The sequence below is a fragment of the Chelatococcus sp. GCM10030263 genome (genome assembly GCF_042666455.1).
Classification (GTDB): domain Bacteria; phylum Pseudomonadota; class Alphaproteobacteria; order Rhizobiales; family Beijerinckiaceae; genus Chelatococcus.
Genome location: NZ_JBHTDB010000016.1, coordinates 597,271 through 619,932, shown reverse-complemented (window position 1 = coordinate 619,932; position 22,662 = coordinate 597,271). Strand labels below are relative to the sequence as shown.

The 22,662-nt window shown below is 67.0% G+C and carries 25 protein-coding genes and 1 pseudogene; 9 read left to right on the top strand and 17 right to left on the bottom strand.

The window, feature by feature from the left end; genetic code table 11:
• Window positions 1–99: 99 nt before the first annotated feature.
• Complete coding sequence (locus tag ACFQU1_RS25245; RefSeq protein ID WP_378137995.1) at window positions 100–648, top strand: c-type cytochrome, methanol metabolism-related; 549 nt, start codon at window positions 100–102, stop codon at window positions 646–648.
• A complete protein-coding gene (locus ACFQU1_RS25240) occupies window positions 629–1,516 on the top strand; it encodes a substrate-binding domain-containing protein (RefSeq protein WP_378137993.1) in 888 nt (295 codons plus the stop codon). Before ACFQU1_RS25245 ends, ACFQU1_RS25240 begins: the two co-directional genes overlap by 20 nt.
• Before the next feature lie 88 nt (window positions 1,517–1,604).
• Here ACFQU1_RS25240 and folK read toward each other — a convergent pair whose 3' ends face one another.
• The 17 genes and pseudogenes from folK to ACFQU1_RS25155 all read right to left on the bottom strand — a co-directional run bounded on the left by folK (window position 1,605) and on the right by ACFQU1_RS25155 (window position 15,897).
• Window positions 1,605–2,102 (bottom strand): 2-amino-4-hydroxy-6-hydroxymethyldihydropteridine diphosphokinase, encoded by a 498-nt coding sequence (folK, locus tag ACFQU1_RS25235; RefSeq protein ID WP_378137991.1) that lies wholly within the window; start codon window positions 2,100–2,102, stop codon window positions 1,605–1,607.
• Window positions 2,095–2,463 (bottom strand): dihydroneopterin aldolase, encoded by a 369-nt coding sequence (gene folB / locus ACFQU1_RS25230; protein ID WP_378137989.1) that lies wholly within the window; start codon window positions 2,461–2,463, stop codon window positions 2,095–2,097. The genes folK and folB overlap by 8 nt, the downstream gene beginning before the upstream one ends.
• The gene (folP, locus tag ACFQU1_RS25225) at window positions 2,460–3,281 is read right to left on the bottom strand and encodes a dihydropteroate synthase (RefSeq protein ID WP_378137987.1); all 822 of its coding nucleotides are present in this window, start codon (window positions 3,279–3,281) and stop codon (window positions 2,460–2,462) included. The genes folB and folP overlap by 4 nt, the downstream gene beginning before the upstream one ends.
• A gap of 105 nt (window positions 3,282–3,386) precedes the next feature.
• The gene (locus ACFQU1_RS25220) at window positions 3,387–3,758 is read right to left on the bottom strand and encodes a hypothetical protein (RefSeq protein ID WP_378137985.1); all 372 of its coding nucleotides are present in this window, start codon (window positions 3,756–3,758) and stop codon (window positions 3,387–3,389) included.
• Window positions 3,739–4,437: a hypothetical protein gene (locus ACFQU1_RS25215; protein WP_378137983.1), complete on the bottom strand. Its 699-nt coding sequence runs from the start codon at window positions 4,435–4,437 to the stop codon at window positions 3,739–3,741. Before ACFQU1_RS25215 ends, ACFQU1_RS25220 begins: the two co-directional genes overlap by 20 nt.
• A complete protein-coding gene (gene pqqE, locus ACFQU1_RS25210; RefSeq protein ID WP_378137981.1) occupies window positions 4,434–5,585 on the bottom strand; it encodes a pyrroloquinoline quinone biosynthesis protein PqqE in 1,152 nt (383 codons plus the stop codon). Before pqqE ends, ACFQU1_RS25215 begins: the two co-directional genes overlap by 4 nt.
• Window positions 5,582–6,624: pseudogene (gene pqqC, locus ACFQU1_RS25205) on the bottom strand (pyrroloquinoline-quinone synthase PqqC). Before pqqC ends, pqqE begins: the two are co-directional and overlap by 4 nt.
• 19 nt (window positions 6,625–6,643) lie before the next feature.
• Complete coding sequence (gene pqqB / locus ACFQU1_RS25200; protein WP_378137979.1) at window positions 6,644–7,543, bottom strand: pyrroloquinoline quinone biosynthesis protein PqqB; 900 nt, start codon at window positions 7,541–7,543, stop codon at window positions 6,644–6,646.
• A gap of 49 nt (window positions 7,544–7,592) precedes the next feature.
• Window positions 7,593–7,670 (bottom strand): pyrroloquinoline quinone precursor peptide PqqA, encoded by a 78-nt coding sequence (pqqA, locus tag ACFQU1_RS25195; RefSeq protein WP_378138372.1) that lies wholly within the window; start codon window positions 7,668–7,670, stop codon window positions 7,593–7,595.
• Between the two features lie 302 nt (window positions 7,671–7,972).
• A complete protein-coding gene (locus ACFQU1_RS25190; RefSeq protein WP_378137977.1) occupies window positions 7,973–8,461 on the bottom strand; it encodes an SRPBCC family protein in 489 nt (162 codons plus the stop codon).
• Window positions 8,462–8,662: 201 nt separating this feature from the next.
• Window positions 8,663–9,361, bottom strand: coding sequence for a response regulator transcription factor (locus ACFQU1_RS25185; protein ID WP_378137975.1), 699 nt, complete (start codon window positions 9,359–9,361; stop codon window positions 8,663–8,665).
• A gap of 3 nt (window positions 9,362–9,364) precedes the next feature.
• Window positions 9,365–10,948 (bottom strand): ATP-binding protein, encoded by a 1,584-nt coding sequence (locus ACFQU1_RS25180; protein WP_378137973.1) that lies wholly within the window; start codon window positions 10,946–10,948, stop codon window positions 9,365–9,367.
• A gap of 230 nt (window positions 10,949–11,178) precedes the next feature.
• Window positions 11,179–11,397: a hypothetical protein gene (locus ACFQU1_RS25175; RefSeq protein WP_378137971.1), complete on the bottom strand. Its 219-nt coding sequence runs from the start codon at window positions 11,395–11,397 to the stop codon at window positions 11,179–11,181.
• Window positions 11,398–11,463: 66 nt separating this feature from the next.
• Window positions 11,464–12,279 carry a formylmethanofuran dehydrogenase subunit C gene (locus ACFQU1_RS25170; RefSeq protein WP_378137969.1) on the bottom strand — a complete coding sequence of 272 codons (816 nt, stop codon included), beginning with the start codon at window positions 12,277–12,279 and terminating at the stop codon, window positions 11,464–11,466.
• Window positions 12,276–13,184 (bottom strand): formylmethanofuran--tetrahydromethanopterin N-formyltransferase, encoded by a 909-nt coding sequence (gene fhcD, locus ACFQU1_RS25165; protein ID WP_378137967.1) that lies wholly within the window; start codon window positions 13,182–13,184, stop codon window positions 12,276–12,278. Before fhcD ends, ACFQU1_RS25170 begins: the two co-directional genes overlap by 4 nt.
• Window positions 13,172–14,803 carry a formylmethanofuran dehydrogenase subunit A gene (locus ACFQU1_RS25160; RefSeq protein ID WP_378137965.1) on the bottom strand — a complete coding sequence of 544 codons (1,632 nt, stop codon included), beginning with the start codon at window positions 14,801–14,803 and terminating at the stop codon, window positions 13,172–13,174. The genes fhcD and ACFQU1_RS25160 overlap by 13 nt, the downstream gene beginning before the upstream one ends.
• Window positions 14,800–15,897: a formyltransferase gene (locus ACFQU1_RS25155; protein ID WP_378137963.1), complete on the bottom strand. Its 1,098-nt coding sequence runs from the start codon at window positions 15,895–15,897 to the stop codon at window positions 14,800–14,802. Before ACFQU1_RS25155 ends, ACFQU1_RS25160 begins: the two co-directional genes overlap by 4 nt.
• Before the next feature lie 210 nt (window positions 15,898–16,107).
• On the opposite strand from ACFQU1_RS25155, the gene ACFQU1_RS25150 reads away from it, so the two are divergent.
• The 7 genes from ACFQU1_RS25150 to fae all read left to right on the top strand — a co-directional run bounded on the left by ACFQU1_RS25150 (window position 16,108) and on the right by fae (window position 22,518).
• Entirely contained in the window at window positions 16,108–17,070 is a 963-nt protein-coding gene (locus ACFQU1_RS25150; protein ID WP_378138370.1) for a beta-ribofuranosylaminobenzene 5'-phosphate synthase family protein, read from the top strand.
• A gap of 18 nt (window positions 17,071–17,088) precedes the next feature.
• Window positions 17,089–17,982, top strand: coding sequence for an NAD(P)-dependent methylenetetrahydromethanopterin dehydrogenase (locus ACFQU1_RS25145; protein WP_378137961.1), 894 nt, complete (start codon window positions 17,089–17,091; stop codon window positions 17,980–17,982).
• Entirely contained in the window at window positions 17,969–19,156 is a 1,188-nt protein-coding gene (locus ACFQU1_RS25140; protein ID WP_378137959.1) for an ATP-grasp domain-containing protein, read from the top strand. The genes ACFQU1_RS25145 and ACFQU1_RS25140 overlap by 14 nt, the downstream gene beginning before the upstream one ends.
• Window positions 19,101–20,075: a methenyltetrahydromethanopterin cyclohydrolase gene (gene mch, locus ACFQU1_RS25135; protein WP_378137957.1), complete on the top strand. Its 975-nt coding sequence runs from the start codon at window positions 19,101–19,103 to the stop codon at window positions 20,073–20,075. Before ACFQU1_RS25140 ends, mch begins: the two co-directional genes overlap by 56 nt.
• 13 nt (window positions 20,076–20,088) lie before the next feature.
• A complete protein-coding gene (locus ACFQU1_RS25130) occupies window positions 20,089–21,000 on the top strand; it encodes a RimK family alpha-L-glutamate ligase (RefSeq protein WP_378138368.1) in 912 nt (303 codons plus the stop codon).
• Window positions 21,000–21,878 (top strand): triphosphoribosyl-dephospho-CoA synthase, encoded by an 879-nt coding sequence (locus tag ACFQU1_RS25125; protein WP_378137955.1) that lies wholly within the window; start codon window positions 21,000–21,002, stop codon window positions 21,876–21,878. The genes ACFQU1_RS25130 and ACFQU1_RS25125 overlap by 1 nt, the downstream gene beginning before the upstream one ends.
• A gap of 130 nt (window positions 21,879–22,008) precedes the next feature.
• A complete protein-coding gene (fae, locus tag ACFQU1_RS25120) occupies window positions 22,009–22,518 on the top strand; it encodes a formaldehyde-activating enzyme (RefSeq protein ID WP_378137953.1) in 510 nt (169 codons plus the stop codon).
• The last annotated feature ends 144 nt before the right edge of the window (window positions 22,519–22,662 follow it).

Sequence of the window (22,662 nt, the reverse complement as noted above, 5' to 3'; positions counted from 1 at the left end):
CGGCGAGAGGACGCCCTCAGACCGACGGCGGCGCCTTCAGCGAAAACTCTCGATTTCCCCGGAGGACCTGTGTTGTCTTTTTCTCTCGGATCACATCGCATGGCTCTGGGCCTGGCGTCCTTCCTGTTTCTGGCGGGAAGTCTGACCACGGTCGCCATGGCCCAACAACCGGCGCAACCGGCCGATGGTGCGGCAAAGCCGGCGGAAAGCGCGGCAAAGCCGGCCAGCGAACAAGACGGCAAGTATTTTGACGCTGATGGCGCGCCGACCTTCAATATCAAGCCTGACGGTACTGTGGATTGGTATACCTATTCCGGATTCCGCCGCTACCATGCCGAGTGCCACGTCTGCCACGGGCCAGATGGGGCCGGCTCGACCTATGCTCCAGCCTTGGCCGAATCGCTCAAGACGATGACCTATGAGCAATTCACCGAGGTCGTGGTCCAGGGACGGCAGAACGTCAACACGGGCAGCGAGAACGTGATGCCGGCCTTCGGCACGAACAAGAACGTCATGTGCTACCTCGACGACATCTACGTCTATCTGAAGGCGCGCGCCGTTGGTGGACTGGCGCGCGGGCGCCCCGCCAAGCACGACGACAAGCCACCCAGCGCCAGAGAGGCCGAGGATGCCTGTCTTGGCGGATAGGCGATCGCGCAAAGCAGCCTTCGTGGCCGGCTTGCTCGCTCTGGCGGCCGCCGACGGTGTCGTTTTCCCGGCGGCGGCGCAGACCATGCCGGACCTGGTGGCGAGGGATGCCTTCAGGGTTTGCGCCGATCCGGCCAATATGCCCTTCTCGAACCGGCAGGCTGAAGGTTTCGAAAATAAGATCGCCGACATCGTTGCCGACGAATTGAAGGTTCCCGTCCGCTATTTCTGGCTGTCCCAGGGTCCGGGCTTTGCCCGCAACACGCTCCAGACCGGGCTTTGCGACGTCATTATCGGCTATGCCGCCGGCGCCGACCCGGTGCAGCATACAAACCCCTACTACAGTTCGGTCTATGTCCTCGTCGTGAAGGCGGACGGACCCTTGGCCGATGTGACGCGCCTCGACGATCCACGTCTCAAGGGACATCGGCTCGGTGTCGTTGCCGCCACGCCCCCGGTCGATCACCTGATGGAGCAGGGGCTGATAAAGGACGCGAAGAGCTATGCGCTTCTGGTCGAGCGTCGCTTCCAGTCTCCGGGCGAGGATATGATCGCCGATCTGGCCTCCGGTGAGATCGATGGCGCATTGCTCTGGGGACCGATCGGCGGCTATTTCGCGAAGAAGGCCGGCGTGCCGCTCAAGGTTATTCCCCTCGTTGAGGAAACCGGTCGGCCGCCCCTCAGTTTCCGCATCACTTTCGGAATTCGACCGGAGGAGGACGACTGGAAACACAAGCTGAACGGGGTCATTGCCAAGCGCCAGGCCGATTTCAACCGCGTGCTCGCGAGCTATGGCGTGCCGCTGCTCGACTTCAGAGGCAAGCTCATCTCGGTTGCCACGCCCGCCGAGAGCGGCAAGGCCCAGTAATCCTTCTTTTGCCGGCTATAGATGCATTGAGGCTCTTCGCCTCCTTGTTCAGCTTCCAGAACGTAATCACAGCCGCGTCTCGCCATAGTCACGACGAAGGTGGCGGATCCCGGCTTGGAAGCCGTTCGATGCCCATTGCATCAAGACCCTGCAGCATCGCGGAGATCCTGCGCCCCGTGATCTCCAGATCGGGCGCGATCTCCGCCAGCGGCTGCAGGACGAAGGCGCGCTCGGCGATGCGGGGATGCGGCAGCACGAGATCGCCGGACGCCATCTGCACGCCGTCATAGACGAGAAGATCGATATCGATCGTGCGCGGCCCCCATTTGCGCGTGCGCACGCGCCCGAGGTCGCGTTCGACGGCGAGGCAGAGCGTCAGCAGGTCATGCGGCGAGAGGTCCGTGCGCACCTTCACGCAGGCATTGACGAACCAGTCCTGGTCCTCGTCGCCCCAGGGCGGCGTCCGATAATCGCTTGATCGCGCGATGACGGCGACGCCGGCCGCACCGAGCCGTTCGACGGCCCGTGCGATCATGGCACGCTTGTCACCGAGGTTGCTGCCGAGGCTGAGATAGGCGTCAGCCATGGCGCCGGCGCGTGATCCGCACGGACACGCCGTCGATGATGGCGGGAACGGGCGCGGAAGGTTTCTCCACCTCGACGCTGACCTGCTCGAGCCGCGGGAAACGCGCCAGGAGTTCCTGCGCGACCGCCTCTGCCAGGGCCTCGATGATGTGGAAGCGCCCATTGGTGCCGAGCCGCGTCACGACCTCGGTCATCTGGCCGTAGCAAACCGTGCTGTTCCAGTCGTCGTTGCGGCCGGCCGTGGAGGTGTCGAGCTCACAATCGAGCGACACGAAAAAGCGCTGGCCGAGCTTTTCCTCCTCCGGGTTGAGCCCGTGATAGGCATAGATCGCGATGCGTTGAACGAAGATGTGATCACTCATGCCCGATGATCCAGTATGGCGCGGGTGACGCGGCAGGCATCGACATGCTCGCGCACGTCGTGCACGCGCACGATGTCGGCGCCGGCCGCCACGGCGAGCACATTGCTCGCGATGGTACCCGCGAGCCGCTCCTGTGGCGGCCGGTCGACCACCGAGCCGATGAGCGACTTGCGTGACGTGCCGATGAGGACGGGAAAGCCCAAGGCCTTCAATTCGTCGAGGCGTCCGAGCGCGGCGAGGTTCTGCGCCCGTGATTTGCCGAAGCCGATGCCGGGGTCGAGGATGATGTGACGCTCCGGAATGCCGGCCCTGCTGGCGATGTCCAATGTCTTGTCGAAGAAGCCGCGCATCTCGTCGATGATGTCGAGGCTCGCATCGACCTCTCGACGGTTGTGCATGACGACCACCGGCACGCCGAACTGCGCAACCACATCCGCGATCTCCGGCTCGCGCTGCAATCCCCAGACGTCGTTGACGATGCGGGCGCCGGCTTCCAGCGCCGCCCGCGCGGTCGAGGCCTTGTAGGTGTCGATCGAGATCGGCACCTGGACGGCCCGCGCGATCTCGGTGAGAACGGGCAGCACGCGCCGCATCTCCTCTTCCGGGGAGACTTCCGTTGCGCCGGGGCGGGTCGATTCGCCGCCGATATCGAGAATGTCGGCGCCGTCGGTCACCAGCGCACGCGCCCGCTCCAGCGCGATCGCCGGCGCATTGAACAACCCGCCGTCGGAAAAGGAATCCGGCGTCAGATTGAGAATGCCCATAACGAGCGTTCGTCGACCGAGGTCCGAGAGAATGTCGCTTGCCGGGGAGGGCATTCCGGTCGTCTCCATTGCATCCACCGCGGGCCATGAGCCCGAACGCGCTCTCTGTCCAGTCGACAATAGGCCTAAGCCAGCCCTCTGCGCCGCAGCGCGCTTGGCTTATTTGAAGCAGAGTATCTCCGCTTCGGCCTGCGCGCGTCTCAGCTCCGCGACGGTGTCGTCGAATTCCTTGGTGCTGCGGAAGGTCGCCGCGCCCTGGCCGATGCTGTTACGCATGCGGAGGATGGTTTCGGCCTGCACATAGCGGTCGTAGGGAAGGATCGACGCAATCGTATCGATGGAGCACGAGCAGCGATCGAGCGCCTGGTGCGTCTGCCCATTGGCGGCCATGCAGGTGAATACATAGTCGGCGCGGGCAACTGTGGGATAGTCGTTGACATCAGCCCCATCGGCAGCGCGTGCGGAGGGAAGGGCGGCGAACAGCGCAGCGGCGAGGGCGACGCAGGCTGCCTCAGGAAGCCGTCGGATCATAGGTCAGCGTCTCCTCGAAGAGGTTCTTTCCATTGCCGCCGGGTGCGCTGACCCGAATTTCGGCGATGTCGCCGGGCACTCCGTCGGCAACGGTGAATTCATAAGCGAGCCCGTCCAATCCGGCCATGCGCGCCTTGTTCGGGTCTGCCACGAAGGGTGTGATCCGTACCCGCCACCCGGGAAGCGTCCGGCCGGCGATCGTGACCTCTGTCGCGGTGACGTCGGCCTTGTCGCGCAGAGCAGCCCGGATGGCGTTCTTGAGGTAACGCGGATTGGCGTGCAGCTGCTGGGCGAGCGCCTGTACATGCTGCTCGAGGAACAGGGACAAGACAGGGTTGCCCGTTACATTCTCGAAGGGACCCGCAGCGCGGTGGCGCGGCCCCGTGAAGAGCTGAGCCCGGACGGTGCGCGCATCCGGTTTCGCGCTCGAATCCACCGTCAGGCGGATGCTGTCCGTAACGTCCGGCCCGAAGAGCTGTGGATTGGTGTTCGTCTGCTTGTAGTCGTAGACGAGTGTATCGTTTGGCTTGGTCGTCGTGAGCTGTGGCGTCTCGAACAAGAGGGTCGCGGCATCCGGCTTAGCGGCGTCCAGCTTGGGGATATCACCCGGGGCGGCATAAGCCGGCGTCGCGCCAAGGAGGACAGCAAGAGCAACAGCACGGGACCAGACAGGCATCATGGAACGAGGGCCTCTGCGGAATGAGGGGCGGACATGGTGCGATAGCGATAGGGAGTGGGTTCGCTGCTTTCCGATTCCGCCCGCGCGAGCTCCTGCATGCGTTCATGGAGCGGCGACTTGTGGCAGGCCGGATCGGTGGCGGCCGCATCGCCGGTGAGCGCCAGCGCCTGGCAGCGGCAGCCGCCCCAGTCGATCTCCTTGCGCTCGCAGCTGCGGCAGAGCTCGGGCATCCACTCCGTGCCGCGATAGGCGTTGAAGGCCGGCGATTTCAACCAGATGTCGGCGAGCGAGGCGTCGCGCACCGACCAGAAGGTAAGGCCCGGGATGGTTTCCGCCGCATGGCAGGGCAGCACCTTGCCGGAAGGCGTGACATTGAGCGTCCTGCGCCCCCAGCCGCCGGCACAGGGCTTCGGAAAGCGGCTATAGTAGTCGGGCAGCACCATGTCGATCACGAGCTGGCCCTTCAGACGCTCGCGCGCACTCTCGACAACCGCGATGCTCTCGTCCATCTGGGCTCGCGTCGGCATCAGCGATGCCCGGTTCACATAGGCCCAGCCGTAATATTGCGTATGCGCCACCTCGAGACGCCGCGCGCCCATGGCCACCGCGAGATCGATGATCGCCGGCACCTCGTGCACATTTCCGCGATGGATGACGGCGTTGAGCGTCAGGGGCAGGCCGAGCGCCACGACGCGTTCCGCGAAGGCGAATTTCGCCGCCTGTGCGCGCGGAAGCCCGCCGATGCGCTCGGCATTGGCGGCATCCGCAGCCTGGATCGACAGTTGCACATGGTCGAGGCCGGCCTCCGCCAAGGCGTCGAGCTTGCCGAGCGCGGCGCCGACGCCGGCGGTGATGAGATTGGTATAGAGCCCGAGCCGGGCACAATGGCCGGTGATGTCAACGATATCGGCTCGCGCCGTCGGCTCGCCGCCCGACAGATGCACGTGCAGAACACCCATGGACGCCGCCTCGTCGAAAACGCGCGCCCATGTCTCCGTGTCGAGCTCCGCCGAGCGGCGGTCGAGCTCCAGCGGGTTCGAGCAATAGGGGCAGTGTAGCGGGCAGCGATGCGTGAGCTCGGCCAAGAGGCCGATCGGCATGGTGACGGGCGTGGTGGTCGGCATGGCCGTTGGCATGGGCGCGTTCATCGTTCCAGCACCCTCTTGTTCAGCAGATCGTCGAGCATGGCGACGACATCGGCCTCGATGATCTCGCGCTTCTCGTCGAACTGGGCGGCCAGAGCATCGACGACTTGGCTGACCGTCCGCTGGCCGTCGACCGCGCCCAGCACGGCGGCGGCGATATCGTCGATCTCGAAGGCCCGTTCGGGCGCGAGCAACACATGCCGCTCACGCGTTTCATCATAGCGCAATCGCACCCCGCGCGGCAGGCGCGGCACATCCGAGAGGGCAAGCCCCGTCATCCCTCCACCTCCGCGCCCGGGGTCCATGCGCCCGGCGGCACATGGCCGGGGTTGACATAGGCGTGGTACAGCGCGTCGAGCTGCACCCACAGCACGTTGCATTTGAAGGTGAGAGCCCCGAGCACGGTCTGTTGTTCCGGCGCCGTCCGGGCATGCTCTTTCACATAGTCGAGAGCGAAATCGGCGTCGCGCGGCGCCTGGCTGAGACGCTTGTCGAAATAGGCCAGCGTCTCCTTGGAGACGAAGTCATAGCCGGCGAGCATGCCGGCGACGCGCTCCGAAATGATATTCGGGCTGAAGAGCTCCGTCAGCGAAGACGCGATCGCTTCGAGCAGCGATCGGTCGCGCACGAAATGCACATAGGCCTCGACGGCGAAGCGCGTGCCGGGCAACAGGCCGCGCGTCGACGTGACATAGGAGCGGGGCAGGTCGAGCCCATCGGTCAGCTTGAGCCAGCGCTCGATGCCGCCGTCGCCGGCGCTCTCGCCGTCGTGGTCGAGGATCCGCTGCCGCCAGATCCGCCTCAGCTCCGGGTCGTGCATGCGGGCCAAGATGGTCGCGTCCTTGATCGGGATCATCGCCTGGTAATAGTAGCGATTGAGCGCCCAGGCGCGCACCTGGTCGCGGCTCAGCTGCCCGCCGTGCAGGAGCTTATGGAACGGATGCAGGTTGTGGTAGCGCCGCGCGCCGATGTCGCGGAGCGCCTGTTCCAGTTCGGCGGGGGAGAGCAGTGCGGTCATCTCGATCTCGATATCCCCGGACATGCGACAGTCTTGGCGACTCTCAGAGCGTAAAGGCCATTCCATCATGGGCGATGGCCCAGCCGGCCTCCTCGATGGCGCCTCGCTCGGCGGACCCATCGATGAGAGCCGCATTCGTATTGTTGATATGGACGAAGACGCGCCGGCCGACCGGCACATCCGCGAGCGCGGCCATGGATCCCTCCGGCCCGGATATGGAGAGATGCCCCATGCGCTTGCCCGTTTTCGTTCCAAGCCCAGCTTGGACCATTTCGTCGTCGCGCCACAATGTGCCGTCGAAAAGCAGCAGATCCACACCGGCGATTGCCTGCTTCACCTCCGGCGTCACCGCCGCGCAGCCTGGAATATAGGCGATGCGCCGGCCGCTCGCCGATAAGAGGACACCGACCGTCGTCTCGGTGGCGGCACCGATCGCCGGTTCACCATTCTCTTGCCAGAGCGGCACCTTGCCGGGCACCGCAACGAGCCTGGCGACGAGACCCGGCAGAGGTGAGAAGTCCCGGCCGAGAACCACCGGTTGCCGCCGAACGACATCGCGATCCATGACGTCGAAGATGCGGTTGTCGGCGATCGACTGGAGCACCTCCGCCGTCCCGTGGAGCACGAGAGGCTGCTTCTCGCGCAATCCCAGAAGCCCTGCGACATGGTCCACGTCGCCATTCGTCACGAGCACCGCCGCAATCGGCGAATGTCGGGCGCCCTCCTGGGGGTGGAGGGCAGGCGTCGCCGCAATCTGTTGGCGAATGTCGGGCGAGGCGTTCAGGAGGAGCCAGTCCTTCCCGTCGACGCTCACCGCCAAGCTCGATTGGGTGCGCCATCGAACCCGGGCATCGCCGGCCCAGGCCAAACGACAAACCGGGCAGCGGCAGTTCCATTGAGGAACGCCACCCCCGGCTGCCGAACCAAGGACGATCGCTCTCACGGTTTCACTCCACGCGGGAGAACGCCGCCCGTGCTCCTTCTCCTTCGGATCAGATTTCCGACGGAAGGTAGCCTGTCACTTCCATGCCAACGCAGATTTCACGAATGACCGGAGCTTGCCAGCGCATGAGATTTCCTCCTCATCCTCATGATTGCTTATGGTCTTCTCTGATAAGAAAATCATAAGCAGTTGATCGTCTATGCTATCGAGCACGATCCCTATTACTATAGGCCGCTTTTGCCCGAGAACAAGATCTAAATCATCCCCGAAGCGTTTGCGTTCCCCGGCCATTTTGACGCGCGGATCGGCGCCTCGTTTACCCCGGACGGGACATGCAAAGGCCCAATGACACGCCGGAGCATTGGGCGCGCATAGGTTTCCACTGCGATCAAGGCCGGGTAAGCGCGGGCGGAGCCGCGCCAGGGCCTGTCACTTCTTCGGGAGCTTGGACTTCAGACCGAGGAGCCCCGCGACATAGACCTCGCCGACCTTGGCTCTTGCCTCGCGCTCGGTTGCGCCCTTGGGCTCGAACTCGGCCGACCAGATGATCGCCACCTTGCCCGGCTCGTCGTCCTCCTCCACCTTGAAGGTCGAGACGTAGCTTGTGACCGGCAGTGGACTTTCAAGGATTTCATAGGTGTAGGAGTGGTTCTTGTCGTCCCACTTCACCAGCTTCTCGACGAATTTGCCGCCGTCCTTGGTGGTCAGCGTGCGAATTTCGGCGCCGTTGTCCCGCGACAAGACGCAGTCGGCAATGGCTGGATGCCAATTCTTCACGCCGCAGAAGTCGCCGACGGCCGCCCATGCGGCGTCCGGCGAGGCATTGGCTTCCACGCGGTTGCTGTTCTTGGCCGCGGATGCGCTGCCGACGACCAGAATCGCGAGGGCAAGGCCCCCCAAAACGGGAAATGCTCTCATGGACGTGCTCCTCTCCCAGCATTCGTATTGTCGAGACAAGTAAACATACTGCCAGATGGAGCGGAAACAATCATTCTATTCTAAGGAAGATCTGAGAAGACCCGTTTGCCGAGCTCTGCCGAATGCCGCGAAGGGCAGGCATCCGGGAGGTGCCAAGCCCCGCGGCTGTCCCGCCGCCCTGAGGCTAGCCCCTGATGTCCGTCAATGCGGGGTCGACCCGTGCGACAGGTCGAGCATGAAGCCGCGCCCCCGCACGGTGACGATGGCCGGTCCGCTGGCCCGCGTGATGTCGGCGAGCTTGCCGCGCAGGTAGCCGACATAGACATCGACCACATTGAGCGAGGCTCCTCCCTGGGTCGCCCACAGCCGGTCGAAGATCTCGCCGCGCGAGATCGGCCGATTCGCCTCCCGCATCAGCATGGCGAGGAGCTCCGCCTCGCGCTGCGTCAGCCGAACGCGGATTTCGCCGAAATGCGCCTGGCGGATGTTGAGGTCGAGGATCAGGCGCCCGGCGATCAAGCGCTCGCCGTCGGGAGCGCCCAGGCGCCGCAGCAGATGGGTTCTGAGGCGGGCAACGAGCTCATCGAACTGGAAGGGCTTGACGATGTAGTCATCCGCTCCCGCCGAAAGGCCTTCGGCGCGGTCGCGCACCTCATCCTTGGCGCTCAGGAAGAGGATGGGGCCGATATGGCCGGTGTCCCGCAGCGTGCGGCAGACGTCGAGCCCGGAGCCGTCCGGCAGCAGCATGTCGAGCACGACGGCGCAGGGGTTGTTCTCACGGGCCTGATCGAGGGCCGCCCCGGCGGTATCGACCACCGTGACCATGAAGCCTTCGGCTTCGAGGCCGCGGGCGAGCAGGGAGCCGATATCGGCATCGTCTTCGACGACGAGAATATTCATGGGTCAGATCCTCCGGGCCGTCCGGGGCAGGGTAATGAGAATACGGGTGCCCCGTCCGGCGGATTCGTTGCCGTTGATGCTGATGGTACCTCCATGATGCTCAATTACCCAGCGGGCGAGTGCGAGGCCGATGCCGAAGCCGGTTTCGCCGGAGCCAGGGATGCGTGAGAAACGCTCGAGCAGCTTGTCCCTGACCTCAGGCGGAATGCCGCAGCCGTCATCGGCGATGCTGACGATGACGCCATCGTCCCGCTCTTCGGCCTCGATCACCACGACGGTAGCGCCCTCGGCATGGCGCAAGGCATTGTCGATCAGCCCCTCGATCACTTGGCGCAGCCATTCGCGGTCCGCGGTTACAATGATGTCGAGGGAGTGATCGTCCAACTGCAGCCGCAGGCCGCGCCGCTGGGCAGGGCGCGCGAAGCTCTCGATGGCCTCCTCGAGGATCGGGTGAAGAGCCACTTCGCGGGGATGCAGTTCGATTTCGCCGCTCTCCGAGCGGGCGATGCGCAAGAGGTCTTCCACCCGCCGGTTGAGGCGCAGCGCACGTCCGCGGATGGTGGTGAGCGCCGTGCGGATGGGATCGTCGGGTTCGGCCGAGCTCCGCAGGCCGAGATCGCATTCGCCGATGATCACGGTCAGCGGCGTCCTGAGCTCATGGCTGACATCCGCGAAGAAGCGCCGGCGCGAATTGTCGATGGCGGTGAGCCGTTCATTGGCGGCGGTGAGATCGGCGGTGCGCTCGGCCACGGTCCGCTCAAGGGCTGAGCGGCCTTGCGACAGTCGGCTTTCGCGCCGTGCCAGCCGGGCCGCCATGCGATTGAAACGCGTGACGAGGAGGCCGAGTTCATCGCGTGCGCCGGGGTCGAGTCGAATGTCGAGTTCGCCCCGTCCGATGGCGGTGGCCGCCTGCTCGATGGCGCCTATCCGCGCGACGAGCGGCCCGGTGATGCGTCTGTGCAGGAGCGCGATGGCGGCGAGCAGAAGGAGGGCGCCGCCGATTGCCGCCCATTGCATGTCGCGGGAGAGCCGGCGTGCATTGTCGCGGGCTTCCGCAGTGGCTTGCTGTTCCGCTTCGACGAGGAGGGACAGCACGGGGCCTGCCGCGGCAGCGAAGGCGTTGAGCGCGCCGCGCGTGATATCCGCCCGCCGCTCCTCGTCATGCTCGGCCAGCGCCTGCTCGATCTGCGCGTGGAGCAGCCTGAAGTCGGCATTGAGATGGGCGAAGGCGCGGCTATGGGAGGCCGTTGCATCCCCGGGGGCCTGATCTCCTGCGGTATTCGCATCAAGGGCGGCGGAGACCCGTGCCAGCGCCGCCTCGATCCGCATGCGGGCATTGGTGAGGCGCCCGGTGGCATCCGGCGCGCCATTGGCGCTGTCAACCGCGACGAGTCCGTAATCGGAGAAGCGGGCGGAGAGGCCGGTGAGAAGGTCCAGGCGGCGCTGCGCGGTGATGGCGCGTTCGAGCGCGATGTCGCTGGCCCGCGCGCCCAGCACCAGGCCTATGGCGCAAAGCCCTGCGACGAGCACCGCTCCACCCGCGAGAAGTGCGAGCTTGAACCGGATTGATTGGAAGGCCCGTGCCATGCCCGATCTTTCGCACCTTCGCCCGCAGCCTGCATTCCATGCCGCGAGCAGGCGGGTCGCGCAAGGCCGGCGCGATCATGGGTCCGGGCGGGCGTCCTGCGCAAGAGAGCGTCCGGCGCAAGAGAGCCTGCTGCGCGAGCGCGGGCAATGCGTTGCCTCAGGCCGTTACCCATGCGATTTGGGCAGCGGCACCTGAGACGAGACGTGGGGTTTCGCGGATCGAGACCGGCTCAAGCTCTCTTTGGCAGCGAGCCGCGCGCCGCACAACGCCAGCGTGATACGCGCCAGGCCGGATGCTGCTGTTCCCATTGGGCAATCGCCTGTTCGGCGCCCACCATGCAGCTCATGGCGCTCACGTGCTCGAACGACCAGTCGAGATGCTCTTCCCGACAGGTCGACGGTGTATCGATCATGCAGATCGACATGACGATGATCATGCCAGCAAGCATCGATGTCCTACTCCTTTTGCCGGGCGGCGCCTTTGCCGGTCAGCGATGCGAGAGACGCTGGAAGGATCAGGCGGCCACCAGAATTTCGCCCTTGCCGAGGGCGGCGAGGTCCCCGGCGTGGCGGCGGACCTCGTCTGGCCACGTGGCAAGCAAACCTGATGCCAATTCGGGGGCCGAGTGCTGCAGCCAATGCTGAAGCACTCGGAGAAACACGAAGCGGTGGCCTCCGGTTTCAACAAAGGTCGGTAAAAGTTCGCCGTGGCGTCGCGTGAGAATGGTGCCGCGCCGCATGCCATAGCCGGGATGGTCGCCGACGGCCGCGGCAATGACGGTGCCGGCGATCATCCGTGAGCCGGCGAAATCGCCCGCTTCGCCTGTCACCACGACGAGGCCCCTGCGCATGCGGTCGGCGAGCCGTGGGCCGGCATTGCCGCCGATGATGAGGGTCGCGCCGTTGAGCCCGTGCATGGCGCCGTAGATCGCGCCGCCGGCCCGCTCATCCGCATTGCCCGCGATGCGGATGACGCCCCCGGTCGCCGCGCTCGCGGCAAAGGGACCGGCCGATCCCTCGACGCTAAGTTCGCCGGCCGCCATGGCGAAGCCGAGGCGCTGTCCGACCTCACCCGCGACCGTGATGCGCCCCCGGTCCAGCCCTTCGCCGAGGCGGTCGAAGCGGGGCGAGCCGCCCTCGAAGCGGATGTCGACGGGGTCATTGCCCGCCACGCCGAAGAGATCGCCGACCACGACACCCATGCGGCTCGTGCCGATCGGCAGGCGCACTATCTCCTGCGGTGCGAGGCCTGCGAGGCGTTGCGGCACCAAGGCCGACAGGTCGAGCCGCTCCGGCGGCGCCTCGCGCAGGCGGAAGGTGAGGGCGCTCACGTCAGCAACTCCCGCAGATGGAAGTGATGCCGGCCGAGCTTGCCGCCGTAATTGCCGGCCGTCACGCGCAGGAGCCCGTGGTCGGGGCCGACGGCGACGGCCGCATGGAGCCCGGCGCGCATCGCGGCGCGCACCGCCCCGTTCGACAGGCCGTCGATGACGATTTCGAGCACGCAACCGACTTCGGGCGCAAGCGCCGAGCCGGGCCGGCCCTTCAGCGTCGGGCAATAGGCGTCATTGGTGGAGGCCATCATGCCCTTGTAGCGCGAGCCGACCTTCGAGCCGGAGCGTACGATGCCGCCGGGGAAGGGCAGGATGACGTCGGGAACGCTTTTGGCCGCCGCCGCGGCAGCCTCCGCCACGGCGAGCGTGCCGGCTTCGTCGCGGCCGAGAAAGAGCAGATTGCCGCCGCCGACCGCCTCCTTGACGAGGCCGGTGTCGTGCTCGCACAGGAATTCGCCGTCCATCACCGGAATGCGCCAGAGCCGCCGGTCGCCGATGCGCTTGGCCACCTGATTGCCGTCGCCGAACATGCTGAGCCCGGCGCCGACCCTGACGCGTTCCTCACCCTCGGTGCCTGCGAAGCAGGCCGAGCCTGGGCTCGTCAGCACGCATTGCCCGACACGGCGCTGCAGCTGCTGCTGCACGCTCTTGCCGTCGAAGCTGAAAAGGAGGATGCGCACGCCCGGCCGCCCGTCCGGCGTATCTTCGGGCCTGAGAATGGAGTTGATGGCGGCCTCGCAGCCGCTACCGATCACCGAGGTGGCGAAGCCCGTCATGGTAACGGCTGCGATTTCGGCCCATCGCAGGCTGTCGGCGGTGATGATGAGGCCGGCCGCCGCCATGTCGAAAGCCTCGGCGAAGGTGTCGTCGAGCGCAATGCCGTTGAGCGTCAGGTCCGGCATGATTCCACCTGGAAAAGGCCCGGCTCGAAAGCGTCTTCCGGCACGGCAAAGCCCGAGAGGCCCATGCCGAAACGCTCGTCCAGATAGCTATCGGCTCGACGCTCCATGGCCTGATCATAACCCGGGGCGAGGGCGAGCGTGCGGCCGGCATGCCAGCCTGTGGCCGCGCCGTTGCGGATGACGGCGCGCCCGTCCTTGAGCACCGTGAGCGCCTGCGAGAACATGGCCGTCCGATCGGCATTGTCGTCGTAGATGGCGACGTCCGCCCGGGCGCCCGGGCCGAGATGGCCGCGGTCGGCGAGGCCGAGCAGCTTGGCCGGCGCGGCACGCGTCATGATGGCGACCTCGGCGAGCGTATATTCCCGCTCGATAGCGTCGACGCCCGAGCGCTTGCGTGCCATGGCCGGCAGGCCCGCCATCACGCGGTCGCGCTCGGCCTTGTCCATCAGGAGATGGAGAATGCGCGGATAGGCCGTGAAAGGGCCGCCGTTCGGATGGTCTGTCGTGAGCAGCACCCGCCACGGATCCGGCGAGCGCAGGAAGAGCTCGAGGCCGATGGCGAATTGCAGCGCATTGACCCCGTTCGTCCGCTTGTAGTTGAACGGGATGATACCGCCGCCTTCCGCATCGCCGTCGGTGACGATCCATTTGCGCGGCCGGGCCGATTTGTTGGCTTGGTACTGGCGCAGAATGTCGAGCGAAATCGTCGTCGTCTGGCCGAAGATCACCTGGCCGACGTCGAGCGTGACATTGGGGTGGGCCGCAAGCCCGGCGCAGACGCGCTCCGCCGCCGAGACGAAGCCACCCTCTTCGCGGGCGCCGTAGCTGTAGAACTCGGCGTGGGCGAAATGGATCGGCCGGCCTTCCGCCGCCTCCATGGTGGCGAGGATGGTCTCGTCCGAGCCCGGCAGGCCGAGATTGCTGCAGTGAACGTGCAAGGGATGGGGTACGCCGATTGCCGCGACGGCATCGAGCAGCGCCGTCAGGATCTGGCGCGAGCTGAGCCCGTAGCTCGGCACGGTGTCGTCCAGCCCGTAACGGCGGACGTTCTCCTTGAAGGCCGCCGCACCGCCGGCATTGATGACCTTGACGCCGAGGCCGCGCGAGGTGGCGAGCGTCAGTGCGACGAGATCGCGGACCGCGTCCTTGCCCTGGCGGTCGCGCAGGAGCGCGAGCAGCTGGTCGTCGTTACCAAGCACGCTGAGCGCCCCGCGGTCGATCATCGGGATGTCGGCGAGCTCGAGATGGGTGGCGAGCGCCGCCGTCGGTGCGAGCGCCGGCTCGATGACCGTGGTGTAGCCCATCTGCGCATAGAGCCGGCCGGTCTCGTAGGCCGACCAGCGGGCGGTCGCGAAGGGCAGGCCGAGGTCCGCCGCCGTCTCGCTGACGTGGAGCTCCGGCAGGAGGAGACGTGCGAGGATGACATTGCCGCCGGCGATATGAGAGTGGATGTCGATCGCCCCCGCCATGACGATGGCGCCGCGGGCGTCGATCACCTCGTCGGCACGGCCGTCGCCGGGGGCTGTGGTGATCTGCCCGTTCGCGATCCAGATATCTCCGATGCCGTCGCGATCGTGGACGGGATCGATCACCCGTCCGCCGGTGATGCGGGTGATCATGCCGCCCTCCGCGTGGCAGCGACGGCGGCCTCGATGGCACTGAGCACGTGGGAGGCCGGGGGCAAACGGGAGGCAGGAGGGCCCGCTTGCGCGCTGGAAAAGACGAAGGTGGCGCGGCGTTGATCCCAGACGGCGCCGGAGCCGGTCTCGCCGGGCACGGCGACTTCGATGACCACATCGGCGCTCGCCGGATCGACCGGCTTTTCAGCGCGGCCGACGAGCGCGATCGTCGAGATCGCACCGCCAGGCGGTGGCGGAGCGGGGAGGGCGGCGAGCCAGAGCAGCGTATCGGCTTCACCGGTTGCAAGCAGGCGGGCCGCATCGAACCGCCAGGGATCATGCTCCGGAAAGCCACGGCCGAGGCCTACCCGCGGCGCATCGCCCGTCGTCCAGGCGCCGACTTGAAGGGCACCGCGCGCCGCCGTTTCCCGGACGATCGGCAGGGTGGTGAAGCGCCGCGTCGCGTTGAGATCCTTGACGAGCCCATGCAACATCTCGACGGCAAGCTCGCCGAGCTCTTCGGCGTCGTAGAGCACGACCCCGAAGGACGCTTCCGTCAGCGCCGGCAGGACCTCCGTCAGCGCTCCCATGTCGCCCGCCGGCGCATGGATACGGTTGGCGGCGAGCCCGCGCAGCAGGCCGATGGCCGGCGCGAGTTGCGCGCCCGGCAGGGCGATTTGTGTTAAGCTGTCGACACTGGCCGGCGCCGTCTCGGCAAGAGCGATGAGGCGGCGGCGGTTGGTGCCGGCGGAGCCGCGCGTAACCGGGCGCGCCGCAAATTCGGCCGCCAGGGGCGAGGTCGCCGCGCGGGTGCCGATCAGCACGGCGAGATCGGCGCGGGCGAGCGCTTCGGCCGGCGTGGTGAACATTTGGCCGGAGGACGAGAGGACGGCGAGATCGGTGTAGAGCCCCGCAGAACCGGCGGGATCCAGCGAGGCGCCAGTCGCGAAGGCGAGCCTGTAGGCGGCACGAATCGCCGCGACATCGGCGGCGAGCCCGCCGATCAGCGGCGCCCGTGCCTGCGCCAGAATGTTCGCACTCGTCTCGACTGCGCCATCAAGACCGGCTTCGTGTCCATTGACCCAAGCCGCCATTGGTTCCTCTCATGGTGTCCGTGGCCATGATGGCACCGGCTCTAAGGTTGGAGCAAGAAATTCGACGTATCTAAAAAGAATTTATGAGATTTCTAAGGAATTCATGTGTTGCATTGCCGATTTTGGGGGTGGACAGTCGCAGCCTACCACAAGAAGGCCAACATTCGCACCCAGCAGGGAGGGGCGACTTACGTGAAGAGCGTGACCACGATGAGCGCCGCCAGGATTCGGGTGCGCGCTCCGGCTCGGTTGCACCTCGGCTTCCTCGATCTGAACGGCGGTCTGGGCCGCCGCTTCGGCAGCCTCGGGGTCGCCTTGTCGCGTCCGGAGCTCGTGCTCACCATTGCTCCATCCCCGACGCTTGAAGTTGGCGACGAGCGCCTCCGCCGTCACGTGGAGGCCGCCGCCGCCCATCTCGGCGTTTCGCCCTGCTGCAGCATCGCGGTCGAGAGCGAGATCCCGGCGCATGCCGGTTTCGGCTCGGGCACGCAGCTTGCGCTGGCCGTCGCCGCCGGGCTCGCCGGGCTCAATGATGTCTCTTTCGATGCCGTCTCCGCGGCGCGTGCGCTCGATCGCGGCAACCGCTCCGGCGTCGGGCTCGCCGCCTTCACCGGCGGCGGCTTCATTCTCGACGGTGGCCGTGATGCAGGCGAGGCGCCGCCGCCGCTTCTCGCCCGGCTGCCGGTGCCGGAAGACTGGCGTATCCTGCTCGTCCTCGATCCGGCACTGCAGGGCGTCCACGGATCGGCGGAGACGGAAGCCTTCAAACGTTTACCGCCCTTTCCGGCCGAACTCGCAGGCCATCTCTGCCGCCTCGCCATCATGCGCGTTCTGCCGGCCCTCGTGGCGGGCGACGTCGACGAATTCGGCCGGGGAATCGCCGAGATTCAGCGCCGGGTGGGTGACCATTTCGCGCCCGTCCAGGGCGGCCGCTTCACGAGCCCGCGGGTGGCCGAGGTGCTGGCCGCGCTCGAAGCGCGTGGCATCACGGGCGTCGGCCAGAGCTCCTGGGGCCCGACGGGCTTTGCATTCCTCGGCTCTGCCCAAGCCGCCGCGGCCCTGGCGCGCGAGCTCTCGGCGCGCTACGGCGGGGAGGGCGGCCTGCAATTCATCACGACCTGCGGCGTCAACCACGGCGCCCATATCGAAACAGTGGCCGCCCGAGAGGCCTAACGAGGAGACTGAACGACCATGAGCCGCTCGATCTTGCACATGCTCTCGCCGCTCAAGCATATGAGCCCCTTCGACGTGAACATGGCAGCCGATGCCGGCTTCGACGTGGTCGTGCCCTACACGAATGTGACGCTCGAAGAGGTCACCGGCCTCGTGCAGGACGCCATATTTTCCCGCGCGCCGAACGACGGCAAGCGCACCGGAATCTTCATCGCCGGCAAGAAGGCGGGGCTTGCGCTCGATATGCTCGATGCGGCCAAGAAAGCCTTCGTGCCGCCCTTCGAGCTCAATCTGTTCGCTGACCCGGCCGGCTCCTTCACCACCGGGGCGGCGCTCGTCGCAGTGGTCGCCAAGGCGCTGCGCGACAAGCACGGCACGGATCTGAAGGGCAAGCGCGTCGTGATCTTCGGCGGCACCGGCGTCGTGGCCTATTGCGCGGCCGTGCTCGCCGCTCTCGAACGCGCGACCGCGGTGATTGCCGGACACGACGGCGTGCAGCGCGTCGCCGGCATTGCCGCGGAAATGAAGGAGCGCTTCGGGGTGACGGTCGAGCCGGCGGATGGCAGCAGCCGCGCCGCCAGCGAGGCGGCCGTGCGCGATGCCGATATCGTTCTTTCGGCCGGACCCGCGGGCGTGAATATCCTGGATGCCAGCCAGGTCGCGGCGGTGAAAAATCTCCTGATCGCTGCCGATGTGAACGCCGTTCCGCCGGCCGGTATCGAGGGCGTCGGCGTCATGGCCAAGGCTGAGCCTTTCAACGGCAGCAAGGCGCTGGCGATCGGCGCGCTCACCATCGGCAATGTGAAATACCAGACGGAATCCGGTCTCTTCCGACGCATGCTGGAAACGGACAAGCCACTCGCCTTCGATTTCCGCGACGCCTACGCCTTTGCGCGCGATGTCGCCGGCTGAAGCGCCAGCTCTGCTCGTCGCGGCCCAGTCGGGTCGCGCGCTCGCCGCCGCCGCCCGGCGGGCGGGATTTGCGCCCTATGTGGCCGACCTCTTCGGCGACATGGACACGCTGGCGCTCGCCGCCGGCTATCGGCCGCTGACGGGCCGCCTCGGCCGCGGCATCGCCGCTGCCGGTGTTCTCGCCGCGCTCGATGCGCTCGCGGCCGAGGCCGCCCGCCCGGTGCTCGGCGTGGTGCTCGGCAGCGGTTTCGAGGGGCGGCCGGCGCTGGTCGCGGCCATTGCCGAGCGCTTCACTCTGCTCGGCACGTCGGCCGCGAGCATGGCCGGGGTCAAGGACCCCGCCCAGTTCGCCGCAGCCTGTGCGCGGCATGGCGTTCCGCATCCGCCGATTTCGCTATATCCCGTTGAGGATCCCAACCTCTGGCTGGTGAAGCAGGCCGGCGGCTCCGGCGGCAGCCATATCAGGCGAGCGCGGCCTGCGAGCCTGCCGAAGGGCTGCTATGCCCAACACTGCCTGCCTGGCGTTCCCGTCTCCTTGGCTGTGCTCGCCGATGGCTGCGACGCTCAGGTGGTCGCGACCACCCGGCAATGGACGGCGCCGTCGGCGCAGGCGCCGTGGCGCTACGGCGGCGCCATCGAGCCGGAAACGGTCGCAGCGGGCCTTGCCGCCGAGATGACCGAGGCGATCGCCCGCCTCGTGCCGGAATTCGGTCTCCGCGGCCTCATCAGCGCTGATTGCCTCGTCGATGGCGAGCGCTGGTGGCTTCTCGAAATCAATCCGCGTCCCGGCGCAACGCTCGACGTCATCGACCGGCGCCCGACGCCGCTTCTCGCCCGCCATATAGCGGCGGTTCGCGGCAGCCTCGGTCCGGCCGAAGCCGCTCCGAGCGACGCCGCTGGCGCCATGATCGTCTATGCCCCGACCGCGGTCGAGCGGGTTGCCGGGGTTGCCTGGCCGGATTACGTCATGGATCGCCCGCCGCCCGGCAGCCGGATTCCGGCGGGGGCACCGGTCGCCACCGTTTGGGCTACGGCGTCCGACGCCTCGATGACACGCATCCTGCTCGACACGCGCGCTGCCGAGGTCCTGCGTCTCATCCAACACAGGAACATCAACCGTGAACGAAACGACGCAGCGGCCGAGCGTCAATACGCTCGCAGCACCGCTGGTTGAGCGCCTGGCCGCCGAGGCGGCCGCGCTCAGGCTGGCGGTGACCACCGGACCCGGAGGAGCCCGCATCATCGACGCCGGCGCCCGCGTGCCCGGCTCGCTGGAGGCCGGGCGACGCATCGCCGAGATCTGCCTCGGCGGGCTCGGCACCGTGACCTTCGGCCCGTTGGGGCCGGTATCGCGCTGGCCGTTCTCGGTCACCGTGCACACCACAGACCCGGTTCTCGCCTGCCTTGGCAGCCAATATGCCGGCTGGAGCTTGACCTCGGAGGCCGAGGGCCAGAACTATTTCGCGCTTGGCTCCGGCCCCGGCCGTGCGGCCGCCCGCGCCGAAACCCTCTTCGAGGAGCTCGGCTATGCGGACCCGGCCGAGAGCGCCGTGCTGGTGCTTGAAACCGGTGAGCCGCCGCCCGCGGTCATCGTCGAGAAGGTCGCCGCGGCAACGGGCCTCGAGACCGATCGCCTCACCTTCATCTATGCGCCCACCCAAAGCCTCGCAGGCGCCACGCAGGTGGTGGCCCGCGTGCTCGAAGTCGGTCTCCACAAGGTGCATGCCCTGGGTTTCCCGCTGGAGCGGGTCGTCGACGGCCTCGGCAGCGCGCCGCTCGCGCCGCCCGCGCCCGATTTCGTCGTCGCCATGGGGCGCACCAACGATGCCATCATCTATGGCGGGCGCATCCATCTCTTCGTGATGGGGCCGGACGCAGAGGCGAAGGACCTCACGGAGGCGTTGCCGAGCACCACCTCGCGCGACCACGGCGCGCCCTTCGCCGAGATCTTCGCCCGCTTCAAGGGCGATTTCTACGCCATCGACGGCCATCTCTTCAGCCCGGCCGAGGTGATGGTGACGGCGCTGGAGAGCGGCCGCACCTATCGCGCCGGGCGGCTCGTGCCGGAGCTGGTCGATGCTTCCTTCGGCTGAGCCGGGCGAGGGGGTGCGCATCGGGCTCGCTGCCGACAATGGCGAGTGGCATCGCAGCCGCCTGCGCGAGGCGCTGAGAGCCCGCGGTATCGAGCCCGTGCTGTTCTCGCTGGCGGACGTCGCGGTGGTGACGGGAGGTGGGGAGCCCCTGCGCATCCCCGGCTTGGCCGACGCGTTGCCGGACGGGCTCCTGTTGCGCACGATCGCTGGCGGCACCTTCGAAGCGACCACCATGCGGCTCGGCGTGCTGCACGCGCTCGCCGCTGCCGGCACGGTGGTCTGGAACGCGCCACAGGCCATAGAGCGCTGCGTGGACAAGTCCATGACGAGCCTGCTTATCGCGCGCGCCGGACTGCCGACGCCCGACACCTTCGTGCTGTCGAGCCGCGAGGCGGCAGCGGCGGTTGTGGCACGCGAGGCCAGTGAAAGCGCACCGCTCGTGCTGAAGCCGCTCTTCGGCTCGCAGGGCGAGGGCCTCAGGCTCGTGCGCCGCCCGGAGGAGCTGCCTGAGCCCGAAGAGGTCGCGCGCGTCTACTACCTCCAGCGCTTCGTGCCGCGGCCCGGCCGGCCCTGGCGCGATTTCCGCGTCTTCGTCTGCGACGGCCGCATGGTCGCCGGCATGATCCGCGAAGGTGACGACTGGATCACCAATGTCCACCGGGGCGGGCGGCCGCGGCCCTGGGCCGTGCCGGCGCGTGCCGAGGAGCTCGCCGTGGCGGCGGCGGAGGCCGTCGGCGTGCAGTATTGCGGCGTCGATCTGATCGAGGATGGCGCGGAAGGCTTTCTCGTGCTCGAGGTGAACAGCATGCCGTCCTGGTCCGGCCTGCAGACGGTGACCGAACAGGACATCGCCAGCACGGTCGTCGACGGCTTCCTCAAGGCGGTGCGGGCTGCGCGGCCGCTCCGCCTCGCGGCGGCATCGTGATGGCGCGCGCGCTCGATAGCAGCGTGATCGCGCGGCTTTACCGCAAGGCCTGCCTCGCCGAGCTCGCCGCCTTGAAGCCAGGCAATGTCCATGTCTTTGCCGAAGGGCACGGCATGACGGTGGCGGATTTCGAGGCGAGCGCCAATGCCTCGGCCGAGCCGCTCGCCCGCACTGGTGCCCGGATCGGCGAGCGCGTGCTCGACGCCGTCGAGGCGACGGTGGCGCGGCTCGGCATGAACACCAATCTCGGCATTCTCCTTTTGTCCGCGCCCATCGCCGCCGCCGCCGAGCGGCCGGGGGAACTCCGCGCCAATCTCGGGGCCACGCTGGACAGCCTCGACGTTGCGGATGCGGCGAAGGTCTATGCCGCGATCCGGCGTGCCTCTCCCGGCGGTCTCGGGCGGTCGGAGAGCCACGACGTAGCCGAGCCGCCGCGCGTGACCCTGCGTGAGGCCATGGCCGCGGCTGCCGGCCGGGATCGAATCGCCCGCGCCTATGTCACGGGCTTCGAGGATCTCTTTGCCGTCGGCCTGCCGGCCCTGCACGAGGCTGAAGGGCGCGGCCCCGCCGAGCCCTGGACGGTGACGGCGGTCTATCTCGCTTTTCTCGCCGCGGTGCCGGACAGCCATATCGCCCGGAAATTCGGGGCGGAGACGGCGGAGCGGATCCGGGAGAGGGCGGCAGCGATCGCCGCCGGATCGGAGCTCGGCCCGGCTAATGGTGACGCACTTCTCGCCTTCGACGCGGAACTGAAGGGGGAAGGGATCAATCCGGGCACGAGCGCAGACTTCACCGTTGCGACGATCTTCCTGAATGCAGTGGCCGTCGAACGAAAAATTGGTGCGGAAAGCCTTGCTGGCGGGCGTGGCCCCGGCTAGGCTCCTCGGAGCTATCTGGCCAACCGGTTCGGCGCATGCCGAATGCTGAAAACAAGGATAGGCGGTCCGGCCGCCAAAGTACCCTTCGGCGCCGGTCTTTTTTCTTCGTTCTCTTAGGGAGGACTAGCAGATGGCGAAGATCAACAAGTTGATGGTAGGTGAGGCTCTGGTCGGTGATGGCAACGAAGTTGCCCATATCGATCTGATCATGGGACCTCGCGGTAGCGTGGCTGAAACGGCATTTGCCACCGCCTTGACCAATAACAAGGACGGTTTCACAACCCTTCTTGCGGTCATCGCGCCGAACCTGCCGTGCAAGCCCAACACGATCCTGTTCAACAAGGTCACGATCAAGGAAGCCAAGCAGGCCGTGCAGATGTTCGGCCCAGCGCAGCATGGCGTGGCCAAGGCGGTTCAGGATGCCGTGGCCGAGGGTACCATCCCGATTGAAGAGGCGGACGACATCTTCATCTGCGTCGGCGTCTTCATTCACTGGGAAGCCAACGACGACAAGAAGATTCAGCAATACAACTACGAGGCCACCAAGCTCTCGATCGAGCGCGCCATCCGCGGCGAGCCCAACGCGCGCACGGTGACCGAGCAGCGCAATTCGGCGCAGCATCCCTTCGCTGCCAATTAGGAAGGGGACAACCCTGGGCAGGGCGTAACTTCGCCTGCAAGTCAAGGCCTGCTTCAGCGGTTGGCTGCCATATTCCTCAATCGATAGCGGGGCGGGGAGGCATCGCGCCTTCCCGCCGTCTCTCTGACGGTTGTGCCGAGGTGG

What these genes read in the sequence shown, in the direction of transcription:
- pqqA (WP_378138372.1), bottom strand. Translation starts at nt 7,670, where the DNA reads ATGCGCTGGCAAGCTCCGGTCATTCGTGAAATCTGCGTTGGCATGGAA.
- ACFQU1_RS25145 (WP_378137961.1), top strand. Translation starts at nt 17,089, where the DNA reads ATGAGCCGCTCGATCTTGCACATGCTCTCGCCGCTCAAGCATATGAGC.
- ACFQU1_RS25150 (WP_378138370.1), top strand. Translation starts at nt 16,108, where the DNA reads ATGAGCGCCGCCAGGATTCGGGTGCGCGCTCCGGCTCGGTTGCACCTC.
- ACFQU1_RS25175 (WP_378137971.1), bottom strand. Translation starts at nt 11,397, where the DNA reads ATGCTTGCTGGCATGATCATCGTCATGTCGATCTGCATGATCGATACA.
- pqqE (WP_378137981.1), bottom strand. Translation starts at nt 5,585, where the DNA reads ATGAACGCGCCCATGCCAACGGCCATGCCGACCACCACGCCCGTCACC.
- ACFQU1_RS25180 (WP_378137973.1), bottom strand. Translation starts at nt 10,948, where the DNA reads ATGGCACGGGCCTTCCAATCAATCCGGTTCAAGCTCGCACTTCTCGCG.
- ACFQU1_RS25160 (WP_378137965.1), bottom strand. Translation starts at nt 14,803, where the DNA reads ATGATCACCCGCATCACCGGCGGACGGGTGATCGATCCCGTCCACGAT.
- folP (WP_378137987.1), bottom strand. Translation starts at nt 3,281, where the DNA reads ATGCCCTCCCCGGCAAGCGACATTCTCTCGGACCTCGGTCGACGAACG.
- fhcD (WP_378137967.1), bottom strand. Translation starts at nt 13,184, where the DNA reads ATGCCGGACCTGACGCTCAACGGCATTGCGCTCGACGACACCTTCGCC.
- folK (WP_378137991.1), bottom strand. Translation starts at nt 2,102, where the DNA reads ATGGCTGACGCCTATCTCAGCCTCGGCAGCAACCTCGGTGACAAGCGT.
- ACFQU1_RS25220 (WP_378137985.1), bottom strand. Translation starts at nt 3,758, where the DNA reads ATGATCCGACGGCTTCCTGAGGCAGCCTGCGTCGCCCTCGCCGCTGCG.
- ACFQU1_RS25125 (WP_378137955.1), top strand. Translation starts at nt 21,000, where the DNA reads ATGGCGCGCGCGCTCGATAGCAGCGTGATCGCGCGGCTTTACCGCAAG.
- ACFQU1_RS25185 (WP_378137975.1), bottom strand. Translation starts at nt 9,361, where the DNA reads ATGAATATTCTCGTCGTCGAAGACGATGCCGATATCGGCTCCCTGCTC.
- folB (WP_378137989.1), bottom strand. Translation starts at nt 2,463, where the DNA reads ATGAGTGATCACATCTTCGTTCAACGCATCGCGATCTATGCCTATCAC.
- ACFQU1_RS25140 (WP_378137959.1), top strand. Translation starts at nt 17,969, where the DNA reads ATGTCGCCGGCTGAAGCGCCAGCTCTGCTCGTCGCGGCCCAGTCGGGT.
- ACFQU1_RS25240 (WP_378137993.1), top strand. Translation starts at nt 629, where the DNA reads ATGCCTGTCTTGGCGGATAGGCGATCGCGCAAAGCAGCCTTCGTGGCC.
- fae (WP_378137953.1), top strand. Translation starts at nt 22,009, where the DNA reads ATGGCGAAGATCAACAAGTTGATGGTAGGTGAGGCTCTGGTCGGTGAT.
- ACFQU1_RS25245 (WP_378137995.1), top strand. Translation starts at nt 100, where the DNA reads ATGGCTCTGGGCCTGGCGTCCTTCCTGTTTCTGGCGGGAAGTCTGACC.
- ACFQU1_RS25155 (WP_378137963.1), bottom strand. Translation starts at nt 15,897, where the DNA reads ATGGCGGCTTGGGTCAATGGACACGAAGCCGGTCTTGATGGCGCAGTC.
- ACFQU1_RS25215 (WP_378137983.1), bottom strand. Translation starts at nt 4,437, where the DNA reads ATGATGCCTGTCTGGTCCCGTGCTGTTGCTCTTGCTGTCCTCCTTGGC.
- ACFQU1_RS25190 (WP_378137977.1), bottom strand. Translation starts at nt 8,461, where the DNA reads ATGAGAGCATTTCCCGTTTTGGGGGGCCTTGCCCTCGCGATTCTGGTC.